The 15,813-nt window shown below is 59.9% G+C and carries 15 protein-coding genes; 2 read left to right on the top strand and 13 right to left on the bottom strand.

From position 1 onward, the window contains the following. Positions 1 to 12 precede the first annotated feature (12 nt). The 6 genes from ACQZ6F_RS10345 to ACQZ6F_RS10320 form a co-directional block, all read right to left on the bottom strand. Entirely contained in the window at positions 13 to 1,203 is a 1,191-nt protein-coding gene (locus ACQZ6F_RS10345; RefSeq protein WP_449091886.1) for an efflux RND transporter periplasmic adaptor subunit, read from the bottom strand. A 389-nt stretch (positions 1,204 to 1,592) separates the two neighbouring features. Continuing rightward, complete coding sequence (locus ACQZ6F_RS10340; RefSeq protein ID WP_068401468.1) at positions 1,593 to 2,561, bottom strand: ABC transporter substrate-binding protein; 969 nt, start codon at positions 2,559 to 2,561, stop codon at positions 1,593 to 1,595. A 54-nt stretch (positions 2,562 to 2,615) separates the two neighbouring features. Further along, positions 2,616 to 3,749: an ABC transporter permease gene (locus ACQZ6F_RS10335; protein WP_449091887.1), complete on the bottom strand. Its 1,134-nt coding sequence runs from the start codon at positions 3,747 to 3,749 to the stop codon at positions 2,616 to 2,618. Continuing rightward, positions 3,746 to 4,633 (bottom strand): ABC transporter permease, encoded by an 888-nt coding sequence (locus tag ACQZ6F_RS10330; RefSeq protein ID WP_449091888.1) that lies wholly within the window; start codon positions 4,631 to 4,633, stop codon positions 3,746 to 3,748. Before ACQZ6F_RS10330 ends, ACQZ6F_RS10335 begins: the two co-directional genes overlap by 4 nt. Positions 4,634 to 4,635: 2 nt before the next feature. Beyond that, positions 4,636 to 4,971 carry a hypothetical protein gene (locus tag ACQZ6F_RS10325; protein WP_077469649.1) on the bottom strand — a complete coding sequence of 112 codons (336 nt, stop codon included), beginning with the start codon at positions 4,969 to 4,971 and terminating at the stop codon, positions 4,636 to 4,638. Between the two features lie 7 nt (positions 4,972 to 4,978). Beyond that, the gene (locus ACQZ6F_RS10320) at positions 4,979 to 5,770 is read right to left on the bottom strand and encodes an ABC transporter ATP-binding protein (RefSeq protein ID WP_077469650.1); all 792 of its coding nucleotides are present in this window, start codon (positions 5,768 to 5,770) and stop codon (positions 4,979 to 4,981) included. A 121-nt stretch (positions 5,771 to 5,891) separates the two neighbouring features. Between ACQZ6F_RS10320 and ACQZ6F_RS10315 the strand changes: the two genes are divergently transcribed. Next, positions 5,892 to 6,305, top strand: a complete 414-nt coding sequence (locus ACQZ6F_RS10315; RefSeq protein ID WP_449091889.1) for a cupin domain-containing protein — start codon at positions 5,892 to 5,894, stop codon at positions 6,303 to 6,305. 33 nt (positions 6,306 to 6,338) lie between these two features. Here the strand turns inward: ACQZ6F_RS10315 and hydA are convergent, their stop codons facing one another. Then, positions 6,339 to 7,793, bottom strand: a complete 1,455-nt coding sequence (gene hydA, locus ACQZ6F_RS10310) for a dihydropyrimidinase (RefSeq protein ID WP_449091890.1) — start codon at positions 7,791 to 7,793, stop codon at positions 6,339 to 6,341. 48 nt (positions 7,794 to 7,841) lie between these two features. Next, positions 7,842 to 9,095, bottom strand: a complete 1,254-nt coding sequence (locus tag ACQZ6F_RS10305) for a Zn-dependent hydrolase (RefSeq protein WP_077469653.1) — start codon at positions 9,093 to 9,095, stop codon at positions 7,842 to 7,844. Positions 9,096 to 9,394: 299 nt separating this feature from the next. Between ACQZ6F_RS10305 and ACQZ6F_RS10300 the strand changes: the two genes are divergently transcribed. Next, entirely contained in the window at positions 9,395 to 10,039 is a 645-nt protein-coding gene (locus ACQZ6F_RS10300; RefSeq protein ID WP_068401450.1) for a TetR family transcriptional regulator C-terminal domain-containing protein, read from the top strand. 91 nt (positions 10,040 to 10,130) lie between these two features. Here ACQZ6F_RS10300 and ACQZ6F_RS10295 read toward each other — a convergent pair whose 3' ends face one another. The 5 genes from ACQZ6F_RS10295 to ACQZ6F_RS10275 form a co-directional block, all read right to left on the bottom strand. Beyond that, positions 10,131 to 10,220, bottom strand: a complete 90-nt coding sequence (locus ACQZ6F_RS10295) for an SEC-C metal-binding domain-containing protein (protein WP_244510155.1) — start codon at positions 10,218 to 10,220, stop codon at positions 10,131 to 10,133. A gap of 304 nt (positions 10,221 to 10,524) precedes the next feature. Then, the gene (preA, locus tag ACQZ6F_RS10290; RefSeq protein WP_068401770.1) at positions 10,525 to 11,838 is read right to left on the bottom strand and encodes an NAD-dependent dihydropyrimidine dehydrogenase subunit PreA; all 1,314 of its coding nucleotides are present in this window, start codon (positions 11,836 to 11,838) and stop codon (positions 10,525 to 10,527) included. A 13-nt stretch (positions 11,839 to 11,851) separates the two neighbouring features. Then, positions 11,852 to 13,210 carry an NAD(P)-dependent oxidoreductase gene (locus tag ACQZ6F_RS10285; RefSeq protein WP_449091891.1) on the bottom strand — a complete coding sequence of 453 codons (1,359 nt, stop codon included), beginning with the start codon at positions 13,208 to 13,210 and terminating at the stop codon, positions 11,852 to 11,854. Positions 13,211 to 13,708: 498 nt separating this feature from the next. Continuing rightward, positions 13,709 to 14,659 (bottom strand): sensor histidine kinase, encoded by a 951-nt coding sequence (locus ACQZ6F_RS10280; RefSeq protein WP_205910609.1) that lies wholly within the window; start codon positions 14,657 to 14,659, stop codon positions 13,709 to 13,711. A 228-nt stretch (positions 14,660 to 14,887) separates the two neighbouring features. Then, on the bottom strand, positions 14,888 to 15,682 hold the full coding sequence (locus tag ACQZ6F_RS10275; protein ID WP_077469657.1) for a response regulator: 795 nt from the start codon (positions 15,680 to 15,682) through the stop codon (positions 14,888 to 14,890). Positions 15,683 to 15,813 lie beyond the last annotated feature (131 nt).

Below are 15,813 nucleotides of genomic sequence, written 5' to 3'. Positions count from 1 at the left end.
TACCGTTCTCGCTCAGTTGGAGGCTTGCGACGTATCACGCACGGGCGTGATATGGTCGCCATCGCGGACATAGGCGCCGGCCTTGGCGACGACATCTTCACCGGCCTTCAGACCCTTGAGGATCTCGATATAGGCTCCGTCCTGAATACCGGTCTCGACGTTGACGAACTTGACGACGCCGTTTTCGACCTTGCGGGCGGAAGAGCCGCTTTCATCGCTGTTGACGGCCGTCAGCGGCAGGGCAACGCCTTCTTCCTGGCGGATGACGATTTCGGCGCTGCCATACATGCCGGCGCGCGCCTTGTCGCCTTCGTTGATGGTGATATGCACCGCGCCGAGGCGGGTGAGGGAGTCGACGATCGGCGCGACCAGGCGCACGGTGCCGGTCAGCTTTTCGCGGCTGCCCGACAGCGAGATCAGGGCCTTCTGCCCGATGACGATCTTGGTGATGTCGCTTTCGGAAACATCGACCACCAGTTCGAGCTGGCTGTCACGGATGATGGTGAAGAGCGGATCGCCATTGCCATTGGCGATGGCGCCGACGCGAGCATTGCGCGAGGCGACGGTTCCGGCGACAGGGGTTTTGATGCCGGTGCGGGCGAGCTTCAGGTCGGTGTCGGCGATCTGGCTGTCGGTGACCTTGAGGTCGGCCTCGGACACCGCGATTGCCTGTTCTGCGGATCCGACGCGGGCCTTGTTGGCCGCTGCGGCTGCATTGGCCTGTTCGACGGAGGAGGTCGACATCGTGCCCTTGGCACCCATTGTGACGGCGCGGACGCGTTGCAATTCGGCCTCTTCCGCATTGGCGCGAGCCTCGGCGAGCTGCGCATGCAGCTGGGCAAGGCTTGCTTCGCCCTTGGCGCGCGTTGCCTGCATCTGGCTCTTCTGCAGGATCAGGGCGTCTTCGTTCAGGGTGGCGAGCGTGCTGTTCGCCTCGACCTTGTCGCCGACATCGGCGTTGAGCGTGCGGATCGAGAGGCCGTCCACCTGCGGCTGGATATAGACTTCCTCGACGGCCTTCACCGTGCCTGTCGCAACGACCTTGTCGGTCAGTTTGCGCATCGCGGCGGTGGTGATGACGATTGCGGGAAGGTTCTGCTTCGGCGCGGTAACGACGGGTTCCTCGGCCAGTGCGGCGGGCGCTGCCAGCAGGGAAAGCATGATTGCAGTCGTGCTTAGTAGTCTAAACGGCGTGGAGGCCATGCGTCCGGTTCCAGTTCGGCATCGTGGTCAAAGGGATTTCGCTGTTATCCGTCGCGAACACGGGGGATCAATGCATGCGAGCCGGCTCATCCGGCGGATAAACATCCGTCTGTCATGGCTGCAGGTCCCCAATCCTAAATTCGCTCCTGTACATGGGAGCGGTTTTCAAATCTCGCAAGATCACGAGAAAATGATTTTACGAGTATTTCTACTGATTGCAGCTTTGCGAAGCAATCACGGCATTGTGATGTCAGCATTCCAATAGTTGATAGCTGACGCCTTTTAGGCAAATGCCGCGGCAAAGCCAGCTTTTTGTTGCTGCTGTTACAAAATGAAAAAAACGCGCGAAGCCTGGACCTCGCGCGTTTTGGTTGCCGTTGCTGCCCGAACTACTTCAGGGCCGCGTCCGTGATCTCATGAGTATAAGCACCGGTCGGCTTCTTGTTGATGATCTTCTGGTCGAGCAGAGCTTCGACGGTACGATCATAGAGCTTTGCGTCGAGCTTGCCGCTGCCGATCAGCTTGGCGACTTCGCTCATCATGCGCTTCTGATGGTTCTCATCCTGGCCGCCATTGTCCATGACGATTTCGGCGGCTTCATCCGGATGCTCGACGGCATATTTCCAGCCCTTCATCGAGGCGCGGACGAACTTGACCATATCGGCCTTGAACTTCGGGTCCTTCAGCTTGTCCTCGTTGACATAGAGACCGTCTTCCAGAAGGTCGATGCCAAGCTTGGTATAGTTGAAGACGGTGAGGTCTTCCGGCTTGAAACCGGCATCGATCGCCTGCCAGTATTCATTATAGGTCATGACAGAGATGCAATCGGCCTGCTTCTGCACGAGCGGCTGAACGTCGAAGCTCTGCTTCAGAACGGTGACGCCGTCCTTGCCGCCATCGGTTTTCAGGCCGATCTTGTGCATCCAGGCGAAGAAGGGATATTCGTTGCCGAAGAACCATACGCCAAGCGTGTGGCCCTTGAAGTCGGCTTCGGTCTTCACCGGGCCGTCCTTCGGGCAGATCAGTTCCAGGCCGGATTTGTCGTAGGGCTGAGCGATGTTGATCAGCGGCACACCCTTTTCGCGGGCGACTAGAGCGCCGCCCATCCAGTCGACGATGACATCGGCGCCGCCACCGGCAATCACCTGCTCGGGAGCAATGTCCGGGCCGCCCGGCTTGATATCGACGTCAAGGCCTTCTTCCTTGTAGAAGCCCTTGTCCTTGGCGACGAAATAGCCGCCGAACTGGCCTTGTGCCACCCACTTCAATTGCAGCGTCACCTTGTCGGCAGCGGATGCTGCCTGCGCGGCGGCGAGCGCCATCGCGCTTGCCATCAATGCAATCATCAGTTTTTTCATGTTCTACCCTTTCCCTCTGAAGTTACGCCTTGATCCCTTGGCCAGGATCTTAGGCTACGTCTTTCCACCACGGATAGACGGATGCCAGAATGTCGTCATCCTCTCGAGAATGGCGACGATCCCGTAGAAGACGGATCCCGCAATCGCTGCAACCGCGATTTCCGCCCAGACCATGTCGAGATTCAATCGACCATTTTCGGTCGAAATGCGAAACCCCATACCCGACATGGGTGTACCAAAGAACTCCGCCACGATGGCACCGATCATGGCCAAGGTCGAGTTGATCTTCAGTGCATTGAAAATAAAGGGTGCAGCGGCCGGCAGGCGCAGTTTGAACAATGTCTGCCAATAGCTCGACGCGTAGGTGCGCATGAGGTCGCGCTCGATGTTGCCGGCGGCGGCAAGGCCCGCCACCGTGTTCACCAGCATCGGGAAGAAGGTCATGATGACGACGACGGCAGCCTTGGACTGCCAATCGAAGCCGAACCACATGACCATGATCGGGGCAACGCCGATGATGGGCAGCGCCGAGACGAAATTGCCGATGGGCAACAGACCGCGGCGCAGGAAGGCGAAGCGGTCGGCGAGGATGGCGACGATGAAGCCGCTCGCACAGCCGATGATGTAGCCGATCAGCACCGAGCGGAAGATCGTTTGCTCCACGTCGGTCCACAGGGTCGGAAGCGAGCCGGCAATTCTCGCCCCAATGGAGCTCGGGGGCGGCAGCAAGACCAGGGAGACGCCCGCGCCGCGTGTCACCGCTTCCCAGATGATCAGAATCCAAGCACCGAAAATCGCTGGGATGAGCAATCGCAGCCCATAATTGCCGAGATCGGATCGCGGGCGGATGGATGAGAGCACCGAGACGCAGCGCCAGGCCAGAAGCCAACCGGCGGCAATCAGCACGAAGAAGGAGAGTTGCGCCTTGCCCTCATTGCCGGTCAGTCCCGACAACAGCAGCCAGGCAGCGCCATGCGCACCGATGAACAATGCTGCAGCCAGCAGAGCCGGACCCAAGCTGGCGAAAGAGGCCACGGCGGCCGCGATGAGCAGCAGGAAGACAAGGATCGTCACGCCACCGGTAAAGGGGAAGGCGGCATCGGCTGCAAACAGCGGCAGCATGGCAACTGCTGCTGCGCAAAGGAGGATGGCGAGCGCGCCTTGCCAGGAGAAACGAAGAGCCTTCATGCGGGCCGGCCTCCCATCGAATGATTGACGATGCGCGCGGCGATGCTGACGATGGCGACAAGGATTGCCGCCAGCACAGAACCGGCGACGAGTGCCGCCCAGATGTCGATCGTCTGGCTGTAGTAGGAGCCTGCAAGCAGCTTGGCGCCGATGCCGGCGACGGCTCCCGTCGGAAGTTCGCCGACGATCGTGCCGACGAGGCTTGCAGCAATCGCCACCTTCATCGAGGTGAACAGGAAAGGGATGGAAGCAGGTACGCGCAGCTTCCAGAAGGTCTGCGATGCGCTCGAATTATAGGTGCGCATGAGGTCGAGATGCATCACCTCCGGAGAACGGAGCCCCTTGGTCATGCCGACCGTGACGGGGAAAAACGACAGATAGGTGGAAATCAGCGCTTTCGGGATCAGCCCGTCGATGCCCAAGGCGCTGAAGACGACGATGATCGTCGGCGCGATCGCCAGAATGGGGATGGTCTGCGATGCGATGATCCAGGGCATCAGGCTGCGATCCAGAGCCACCAGATGCACGATGCCGACGGCAAAGAGAATGCCGAGTATCGTTCCGAAAGCAAAGCCGACGGCCGTCGGGGCAAGCGTTACCCAGGCATTGTAGACGAGGCTGCGGTTGCTTGTGGGAGCACGAAGGAAGGTGTTCTCGAACACGTTCTGCGCCACCTGATGCGGTGCGGGCAGGATCGGCTTCGGCTGTGCCAGCGTCTTGCCGATGAACTCGACCGTTGTCGAGGTGACGTTGGCGCGGCGATCGAGATCGCGCTGGAACGGCGCGTTGAGGATGACCGCGAAGACATACCAGAGCAGCAGGATCGCCAGCACGATAGTTACGACCGGTACGAACTTGTGCTTGAAGAATTGTTCCTTCTCCATGCTCACGCCCTCCCTTGCGCCGGAAGCAGCATCAGCGCCATGGCGACGATGCCCAGCCCGACGCCGGCTAGCTGCGGCAGGCTCAGCCGCTCACCGAAGACGATGAAAGCGATGATGTTGACTGCGATGAGCTGGGCGATCGAGGAGGCTGAAATTGCCAGACCCAGGCCACCCTCGCGCATGAGCCGGACCATCATCAGGTTGCCGATGCAATAGAGAATGAGCGCCAGGATCAGCACTAATATGTTGTTGTTGGCGATGTAGGCGCGCGAGGCTGTGGCGCCGCTTATGAAGATCGCCATTGCGCCGAGAAGCCAGAGGAGGAATTGCGGGTTCATGGCGATCCTATTCCTCGTAGCTGTGTCCGGCCCGCAAACCTTCGCGGACACGATGGGCGATTTCCAGAAATTCAGGCGTTTCGCGGATGCCGAGCGGGCGCTCGAGCGGCAGCGTCGATTCGATGACATCTGTGACGCGGCCTGGGCGCGGCGACATGACGACGATCTTGGTGGAGAGATAGACCGCCTCGGGAATAGAGTGCGTCACGAAGCAGATGGTCTTGTTCGTTCGCTTCCACAGCTTCAGCAGCTGTTCGTTGAGGTGATCGCGGACGATCTCGTCGAGCGCGCCGAAGGGTTCGTCCATCAGCAGCAGATCGGCATCGAAGGCCAGAGCGCGGGCGATGGACGCCCGCTGCTGCATGCCGCCCGAAAGCTGCCAGGGGAATTTCTTCTCGAAACCGCTGAGGTTGACGAGTTCGAGCGTCTGAGCAATGCGCTTGGCCCGTTCGCTCTTGGCGTAGCCCATGATCTCCAGCGGCAGGGCGATGTTCTTCTCGATGGTGCGCCAGGGATAGAGGGCGGGGGCCTGAAACACATAGCCGTAGGCACGGGCCTTGCGCGCTTCGTCCGGTGTCATGCCGTTGACGGTGATATCGCCCGAGCTCTTTCGTTCAAGATCGGCGATGACGCGCAGAAACGTGGTCTTGCCGCAGCCGGAAGGGCCGATGAAGGAGACGAAATCGCCCTTGCGGACATCGAGATCGACATTGCTCAGCGCGTGCACCGGCCCGTCGTTGGTATCGTAGGTGAGACAGAGATTCCGCGCGGAGACGACGGAGGGAGCGGATGACGTCATTAACACCTACCAGTCATGTTTTCGCCGCGTGGTCGGGGCGGATTGCGTGTTATCCTGCTTGGTATTGCGGCCTGGATTGGCGAGGGTGCCTTGCGGCCGCGAAATCCAGGGGAGCAATACCATGAGTGTTTCATCGAAGCCCACCTGTCATGTCGTCCGGCCTGGCAGCACCTATGCCGGAAAACAGGGCTTCAACTATTTCGAGGGGATCGCCGCCGAGACGGTGGGCTCGACGGGCATCTGCATGCATCTTCTGACCATTCCGCCGGGCGGCAGAGCCAAGGCGAATCTGCATGTTGCGCATGAGACGGCGATCTATGCGCTTTCCGGCGAGACGCATTGCTGGTTCGGGGATCAGCTCGAGGAGCGCGTTATCGTTCACGAGGGCGAGATGTTCTATATCCCGGCCGGCGTGCCGCATCTTCCCGCCAATCTCAGCGATCGGCCGGCGACAGCCATCATCGCCCGCACCGATCCGAACGAACAGGAAAGCGTCGTCCTGCTGCCGGATCTGGAGCGGTATGTGCCGCGCTAAGCGGCAGATGAGCCGAAGCGCTGAGCCCAAGCTTTATACCCCGCTTGCGGGGATGCCGCTACGCTGAACCTTGCGCGGTGCGGTGACTTCTTTCCAGGTCGAAAGCGCCCGGTTGGCAGCGGTAAACGGCTCGCGCTTGACGAACTCGCCGTGGCCTTCCCTGGTCTTCACCGTGCCCTCTTCGATGGCGACGACGCCGCGCGTCAGCGTGTAACGCGGCAGGCCGGTCACTTCCTTGCCTTCGAAGACGTTGTAGTCGATCGCCGACTGCTGGGTCTTGGCGGCAATGGTCTTCGAGCGCTTCGGATCCCAAACGACGATATCGGCATCGGCGCCGACGAGGATCGCGCCCTTCCTCGGGTAGATGTTGAGGATCTTGGCGATGTTGGTGGAGGTGGCGGCGACGAATTCGTTCATCGTCAGGCGGCCGGTGTTGACGCCATAGGTCCAGAGCATCGGCAGGCGATCCTCAAGGCCGCCGGTGCCGTTGGGGATCTTGGTAAAGTCATTGAGGCCGAAACGCTTCTGCTCCGTCGTGAAGGCGCAATGGTCGGTCGCGACCACCTGCAGCGAGCCGGAGGCAAGACCTGCCCAGAGGCTGTCCTGATGCTGCTTGTTGCGGAAGGGCGGGGACATGACACGGCGGGCGGCGTGATCCCAATCGGCGTTGGCATATTCGCTTTCGTCGAGTGTCAGGTGCTGGATCAGCGGCTCGCCATAGACGCGCATGCCCTTCTGGCGAGCGCGGCGGATGGCTTCGTGCGCCTGCTCGCAGGAGGTATGGACGATGTAGACCGGCGAGCCGGCCATATCGGCGATCATGATGGCGCGGTTCGTTGCTTCGCCCTCGACTTCGGCGGGGCGGGAATAGGCATGCGCCTCCGGGCCGTTATTGCCTTCGGCAAGAAGCTTCGCCTGCATCTGCGCGACCACATCGCCGTTTTCGGCATGGACGAGCGGCAGGGCGCCGAGTTCGGCGCAGCGCTGGAAGGACGAGAACATTTCGTCGTCATCCACCATCAAGGCGCCCTTATAGGCCATGAAGTGCTTGAAGGTATTGATGCCCTTGTCGCGGACGATGGTTTCCATCTCGTTGAAGACCTGCTCGCCCCACCAGGTGATCGCCATGTGGAAGGAATAGTCGCAGGTGGCGCGGGTGGACTTGTTGTCCCACATGGTCAGCGCTTCGAGCAGCGACTGGCCGGGCGAGGGCAGGGCAAAATCCACCACCATCGTCGTGCCGCCGGCAAGGGCTGCACGGGTGCCGCTTTCGAAATCGTCGGAGGAATAGGTGCCCATGAACGGCATTTCGAGATGCGTGTGCGGATCAATGCCGCCGGGCATCACATAACAGCCGGCGGCATCGAGCACTTCGCTGCCCGAGAGGTTCTGCCCGATTTCGACGATCTTCCCGCCTTCGATCTTGACGTCCGCCTTATAGGTCAGGTCGGCCGTGACGATGGTTCCACCCTTGATGACTGTGCTCATGGTGTCTGCTCCAGATGTGTGAAGTTCCGATGTTGGCAATCCTGACCGTCAGGCCACGATCTCCGCCGTCTCGACGACTGCGTGGAACAGCACATCCGCGCCTGCGGCTGCCCATTCCTTGGAAATTTCTTCGGCCTCGTTGTGCGAGAGACCGCCGACGCAGGGGCACATGACCATGGTAGCCGGCGCCACCTTGGCGGCCCAGCAGGCATCGTGGCCGGCGCCGGAGATGATGTTCATGTGGCTGTAGCCAAGCCTTTCGGCCGCGTTGCGCACCGAGGTGACGAGCTTCGGGTCGAAGGTCACCGGTTCGAAATGGCCGATGGCCTCGACTGAGCAGCCGACGCCGAGGGCGTCGCTGATCTTCGCCGCCTCGGCCTCGATCTTGGCGCGCATGCGGTCGAGCTTTTCCTTGTCGGGCGTGCGGATGTCGACGGTGAAGACCACCTTGCCGGGAAGCACGTTGCGCGAATTCGGCGAGAAGAACACCTGCCCGACGCCGCCGACGGCGCCCGGCTGGTTTTCCATCGCCACGCTCTGCACCATCTCCACGATCCGTGACATGGCGAGGCCGGCATTGACGCGCATGTTCATCGGCGTTGAGCCGGTATGCGCTTCCTTGCCGGTCAGGGTGAATTCCAGCCACCACAGGCCCTGACAGTGCGTGACGACGCCGATGGTCTTTTCGGCGGCTTCGAGAATCGGGCCCTGCTCGATGTGATATTCGAAATAGGCGTGCATCTTGCGGGCGCCGACCTCTTCGTCGCCGAGCCAGCCGATGCGCTTCAGCTCTTCGCCGTAGGTCTTGCCTTCCGGGTCCTTGCGGCCATAGGCGTAGTCCAGGCTATGCACGCCGGCAAAGACGCCGGAGGCCAGCATGGCGGGGGCAAAGCGTGCGCCTTCCTCGTTGGCCCAGTTGGTGACGACGATCGGATGCTTGGTCTTGATGCTAAGGTCGTTCATCGTGCGAACGACTTCGAGGGCTGCGAGTACACCGAGCACGCCGTCATATTTGCCGCCGGTCGGCTGGGTATCGAGATGCGAGCCGACGTAAATGGGCAGGGCGTCCGGGTCGGTGCCGGCACGGGTCGCGAACATGGTGCCCATCTTGTCGACGCCGACTTTCATACCGGCATTTTCGCACCATGTTCTGAAAAGGCTGCGTCCCTCGGCATCGGCATCGGTCAGCGTTTGACGATTATTGCCGCCGGCAATGCCGGGGCCGATCTTCGCCATGTCCATCAGCATATCCCAAAGGCGATCGCCGTTGATACGCATGTTTTCGCCTGGCGCTGCCACCATGATGCAATCCTCACCTGTTTGTCCTGGGGCATGCAAAGCGCATGCCCAATTGTTCCCGTTGGTCTGTCCGAAGCGTCTACTTGTTTTTATCGCCTCGGGAAATCGCCAGTTGCCTTTAGGAGACAACTGACAGATAATTTGACCGATTGGTAAACATTACAACTTCCGTGGCGCGGCTCAAGACGAAAAGCACGAAAAATTCCGATAAAATTTCAGGCGATTGCCTAAATTAAAAGCACTGACAGGGTGAACGAGAGCTCGGCCGAAAGGCTTGGATTTCAAGGAGAAACAGAGCAGACATGGCCATTCCCAGAGCCGCCCGCACCCAACGCCGTACCCGAATTCAGGAAGAAAAAGAGGAAGTCATACTCGAGGCTGCGCTCGACGTGTTTTCCGTGAACGGCTTTCGCGGCTCGACCATCGATCAGATTGCCGAAGTGGCTGGGATGTCGAAGCCCAATCTTCTCTATTATTTCCGCACCAAGGAGGCGATGCATCGCGCGCTGATCGACCGGGTTCTGTTTACCTGGCTGGAGCCGTTGCGCGCCTTCGATGCCAATGGCGATCCTGAAAGTGAGATCCGTTCCTATATCCGCCGCAAGCTGGAAATGGCCCGCGATTTCCCGCGTGAAAGCAGGCTCTTTGCCAATGAGATGCTGCAGGGTGCGCCGCATGTCGAGGATGAGCTGCGCGGCCCGCTGAAAAGCCTCGTCGATGAGAAGGCGGAGGTCATCCGTGCCTGGGCCAAGACCGGGAAGATCGCAAAATGCGACCCCTATCACCTGATCTTCTCGATCTGGTCGACGACGCAGCATTACGCGGATTTCGATGTACAGGTACGTGCCGTACTCGGGGACGAGCATTCGGGCGAGGGGCGCTTCGAGGATGCTGCCCGCTATCTGGAGCAGCTCTTCGTCGACGGGCTTGGTATTCGGCAGTCTTAAGCGGCGGCGCAAGCTTTAAAGGATCGCGCCGCCTGTGACGATGGCGGAAATCAGCTCCGCTCTCTAAAAATAGTAATCCCGTTCGATGCCGTCATAGCGGCCCGACTTCAGGCAGCAGCTCTTGAAACCGCCTCCGTGAACCGCAGGGGCAGGGATCGTTGCGGCCGAGTTTTTCGACCAACTCGATATCGCCCCGGATGAATTGCGAGCCGGTTTTTACCCGGGTTTCCGATGGGAAAGACTTGCGTCGCTTGGACGTGACCTCAAAAGCTCACGTCGTGGAGGGTTTTGGACTTGCGTGACATGGTCGCCTCCTCTGAGTTGCCATTGCTGCATCTATGGGCAGCGCAACTCTCATAGCGCGAACTTCAAGCTTTTCCGAGTAGCTAAACGCTCACTGTGAAAAAGCTGATAGCGAACGTAAAAATGGGCGGCCGCAGCAAGCTGCAACCGCCCGTCCATGTTTACGCAGATGTTGGTCGGCGTTATTCCGCCGCCTGCTGGGCCATCGGGTTATTCGGATGGGTCGTCCAGTTGGCGTAGTTCGGGTCGACAATCTTGCCGGTGCGCTTGTCGAGGCTGCCGGCCGGCAGTTCTTCCATGGTGATGCAGTTTTCGACCGGACAGACGCTGACGCAGAGGTTGCAGCCGACGCATTCCTCGTCCATCACCTCGAAGTGCCTGGCGCCATCGACCATGTTGGTGATTGCCTGGTGCGAGGTATCCTCGCAGGCAATGTAGCAACGGCCGCACTTGATGCAGGCATCCTGGTCGATCTTGGCCTTGGCGATGTAGTTGAGGTTGAGGTACTGCCAGTCGGAGACATTCGGCACCGCGCGGGCGATGATATCATCAAGGCTGCGGTGGCCCTTCTCATCCATCCAGTCGGAGAGGCCCGTGATCATCTCTTCGACGATCTTGAAGCCATAGGTCATCGCCGCCGTGCAGACCTGCACATTGCCAGCGCCAAGCGCCAGGAATTCGGCCGCGTCGCGCCAGGTGGTGATGCCGCCAATGCCTGAGATCGGCAGGCCGTAGGTTTCGGGATCGCGGGCGATCTCGGCCACCATGTTGAGCGCGATCGGCTTCACCGCCGGACCGCAATAGCCGCCATGGCTGCCCTTGCCGCCGACGGTCGGGTTCGGGGCGAAGTTGTCGAGATCGACGGATACGATCGAGTTAATCGTGTTGATCAGCGACACGGCGTCGGTGCCGCCGGATTTGGCGGCGCGGGCCGGCTTGCGGACGTCGGTGATATTAGGCGTCAGCTTGGTGATGACCGGCATGCGGGTATATTGCTTGCACCAGCGCACGACCATTTCGATATATTCCGGCACCTGTCCGACCGCGGCACCCATGCCGCGCTCCGACATGCCGTGCGGACAGCCGAAATTGAGTTCGATGCCGTCGGCTTCGGTTTCCTCGACCAGCGGCAGGATTGCTTTCCAGGCATCCTCCACGCAGGGAACCATGATCGAGGCGATCAAGGCACGATCCGGCCAGTTCTTCTTCACCTGCTTCATTTCGCGCAGGTTGGTGTAGAGGTCGCGGTCGGTGATCAGCTCGATGTTGTTGAGACCGAGCAGGCGGCGGTCCGCGCCCCAGATTGCGCCGTAGCGCGGGCCGTTGACGTTGACAACGGGCGGGCCTTCCTCGCCGAGCGTCTTCCAGACCACGCCGCCCCAACCCGCCTTGAAGGCGCGCTCGACGTTATAGGCCTTGTCGGTCGGCGGCGCCGAGGCCAGCCAGAACGGGTTCGGGGATTTGATGCCGATGAAATTATTGCGGAGATCAGCCATATCGATTCTCCTTTCAGGCGACTGCAGCGGCCGACTGGGCGGCAGCGAGCGCATTGTTGATGGATTCGGCCGCGTCGCGACCCTGTGCTACGGCGGAAACCGTCAGATCATCGCCGCCGAGCACGCAGTCGCCGCCGGCCCATACGCCTTCGAGCGAGGTGCGGCCTTCGCCGTCGATGGCAATGCGGCCGGCTTCCATGCGCAACGCGCCGAGGCCCGATGCCTCGAAGGTCTGGCCGATGGCCTTGAAGATCTGATCGGCGGCGATGACGCCGATATCGCCGGTGCCGGTCAGCTTGCCGTCGCGCAGTTCGGTATATTCGACCTCGATGCCGGCGACCTTGCCGTCCTTGTCGAGAATGCGCTTCGGAGCGAGCCAGTGGCGAATCATCACGCCCTTGGAGGCGGCCAGATCCTGCTCGAATTCCGAGGCGTTCATGTGTTCCTTGCCGCGGCGATAACAGATCGTCACTTCTTCGGCGCCGAGCAGCTTTGCCTGCACGGCCGCATCGATCGCGGTCATGCCGCCACCGAGAACGACGACGCGGCGGCCAATGGCGATATCGGCCTTGTCGCCGGCCTGGCGCAGTTCAGCGATATAGGCGACCGCATCGGCTACGCCCTCAAGATCCTCGCCTTCGGCGCGCAGCGCGTTGACGCCAGCAAGACCGAGGCCGAGGAAGACCGCGTCATATTGCTGGGAAAGGTCGGACAGGCTGAAATCACGGCCGAGTGCCTGGCCGTTCTTCACCTCGATGCCGCCAACGGCGAGCACGTAGTGGACTTCCTTCTGGGCGAAATCGTCGACCGCCTTGTAGGTGGCGATGCCGTATTCGTTGAGGCCGCCGGCCTTTGCGCGGGCGTCGAAGATGGTGACGTCATGGCCCTTCACGGCGAGGCGATGGGCGCAGGCAAGACCTGCGGGGCCGGCGCCGATAACGGCGATCTTCTTGCCGGTGGAAGCGGCGCGGGCATAGAATTGCTTGTTCTCGGCCATCGCGGCATCGGTTGCATAGCGCTGCAGCCGCCCGATTTCCACAGGCCGCTCCTCGGCAGTATTGCGCACGCAAGCCTGCTCGCAGAGCTGTTCGGTGGGACAGACGCGGGCGCACATGCCACCGAGAATGTTCTGGTCGAAGATGGTCTTTGCAGAGCCGATCGGGTTCCCCGTCGAGATCTGACGGATGAACATCGGTATGTCGATGGAGGTAGGACAGGCCGTCATGCACGGCGCGTCATAACAGAAATAACAGCGGTCGGCTGCGACCAGCGCCTCATGGTTGTTCAGGCGCGGATGAAGATCGGAAAAGTTAGCATCATATTCGGCAGGCGTCAGCCGGCCCCTATGAATCCCAGTTTCCAGTCGTCCCATTGAAGTTCCCTCTTATAGTAAACGGCCAGTGGCAAGAACGGTAACTCAGGATAAAAAATTTATCAAACGGTAAATTTTTGCGTTTTTCTTTGCTGTATTGCAGCCTGAAATGTGTCGTCGGGACGTGCCAGGGTGGTCCCAAAAAAGTCATGCAACTGCTTAATTTTGCTGTGATTTTGTGAATATAGCGAGTAATGGAGTCCGAAGCCCACGAGGCTTTGCCGTCGAAGCGGAGCAGGAGGCCGACTGCGCTACGGATCATTTTGCCAATGCGGTGCGGGTGAAGAAAAAGCGAATTTTTTTGCCTCCGGATGGAACCAAGGCCCGGCAGCATCGTTATTAGGATGTCCTGTCGATGATCGCATCCCCCTGATGCACGCCCAATAGCATCACAGGACTTCTACTCACGGTCCCCTCCCGATGAGTGCAAAGCAGCCAGTGCGTCGCCCTCGCACTGGCTGTTTCTTTTGCCTTGCGGATCGGCGCCTGTCAGGCGGATCAGCGGCGTCTCAGGATCTCATATTCAGTTTCGGGAATGGTGAGGCGATAGCCGATGCTTCCATCACCGATGGCAAAGTCGGCGCGGCCATTCATGGAAGTCGGTACGACACGCTCGAGCACCGTGCGGCTGAAGCTGTTGTCCTCGAATTCATGGTCGTTGGGCGTATAGAAACGCTCCGACCATGCCACCTCGATCGCCTTCTTGCCATCGAGTTCGGCTTCCTTGCAATTCAGCGTGATGCTGGTCGCTCCCGCCGAAATGGCGCCATGCGAGGCGGAGTTGACGATCAACTCGTGCAGGGCAAGTCCCAGGTGCACGGCTGCATTGGGTGTCAGATGTGCATTGATGCCGTAGATCGGCATGGGTACGCCGGCATCGGGCCAGTAGGGCGCGAACTGCTTTTCCGCAAGTTCGAACAAATAGGCACCACGCCAGCTGGAATCGGTGATGAGATCCTGTGAATTCGACAGGGATTGCAGCCGGCCACGGAATTTGATCAGGAAATTGTCGACTGAAAGAGTATGGCGCGCGGTCTGCGTTGCGATGCCCTGAATGATCGCCAGAAGGTTCTTCGAGCGATGCGATAGCTCGCGCAGTAGCGACTTCAGCACTTTTTCGCGGTGGCGGCTTTCGGTGATTTCAGAGATGACTGACAGTACGCCCTGCGGCTTGCGGCCGCCAATGCGCTCTATCTTCAGCTCGTAGATGCGTATGCCATCGCCGCTTGGAATTTCGACTTCCGCCGTGGCCGGCTTGCCGGTTTCGAGCACCCCTCGCTTCAGGCGCAAGAGGTGCTCTCCATCCTTCTCGCCGAACAAATGCCAGTCATTGCCGCCAATCACGAGGGATGGCTGCAGATGATCCGGCAGATTGTCGGCATACCGTATTGCCAGAGCTTGGTCCTGAAACAGGACCCACACGTTGGCGCTCGCAAGCGCCCGCTCCATCAGAGCGGCTTTGCCTTCCAAACTCAAAGGCGCGCCGGGTAATGGTTCAGACGTATTCACCCGCTTGCCTTTCACTCGAATTTCGAGAGCCCCGCCGATAGGGCATTCTCACTCGCAAGAATTCGGACCGACCTATAAAATTACCCGGTATAACAGTCCGTAAACCGGCCGCATTGAATCTCAACGCCCGGCTGTGATCTTTGTTCCGCAGCAGGGTTTCCAATCGAATTAGGCCGCCACCTTTGTGGTTTCGTTGAAGAAAAGCGCCTGGCTGATGAGTGCCTTCACCATGTCGGGGTTGAACGGCTTCGTGACGAGGAAGGTCGGCTCCGGCCGTTCGCCCGTCAAAAGGCGCTCTGGGAATGCGGTAATGAAGATCACAGGGATATTGGCCGTCTTCAGGATGTCGTTGACGGCGTCGATGCCCGAACTGCCATCGGCAAGCTGGATGTCGGCAAGAACCATCCTCGGCTTCGTTGCATTGTAGAGCGCAACCGCTTCGGCATGGGTGCGGGCAATGCCGGTCACGCGATGTCCGAGGCTTTCGACCATCTGCTCGATATCCATCGCGATCAGCGGCTCGTCCTCGATGATCATGATTTCCGTGGCTACCTGCCGCGAAATTTCCTGCGACGCAGTGTCGAGCAGATGCATGGCATCGCTTTCCGAGATGTCGAGGATGTCGGCGATCTCGCCGAGGCGGAAACTTTCGACGGATGCGAGCAGGAACGCCTGGCGCGCGCGCGGGGAGACCTTGGAGAGGTTCACTGTTGCGCGCTGTTCCCAGGCGAAGGGCGAGATTGGTTCGGGAATCTGAAGGGATACGGAACCGAACAGCTTGGTGAACAGTTTATAGAGTGCAACGCGGTCGCTGTCGGTATCCGGGAATATGGAGATGTCGGTGATGATGGCTTCCAAAACCGCAGCAACATAGGCGTCCCCGGACGTCTGCGTTCCAGTCAAAGCACGTGAATAACGACGCAAATAGGGGAGGTGCGGCGCAATGCGTGTGGAAAGTGTCATCAAGGGCTCCCGCCTTTTATAAAATTCTAATTTAAATACAGCACAGAGGGCTGCGATGACTAACAAACGTCAGTTCAGTAAAAAAGTTCCTCTTTGTCGGAACTTTTTTTAGCTAGTCGCATTACAATGCT

It is taken from the genome of Rhizobium sp. A22-96, from assembly GCF_053521805.1.
This window is presented reverse-complemented; position numbering and strand designations above follow the sequence as displayed.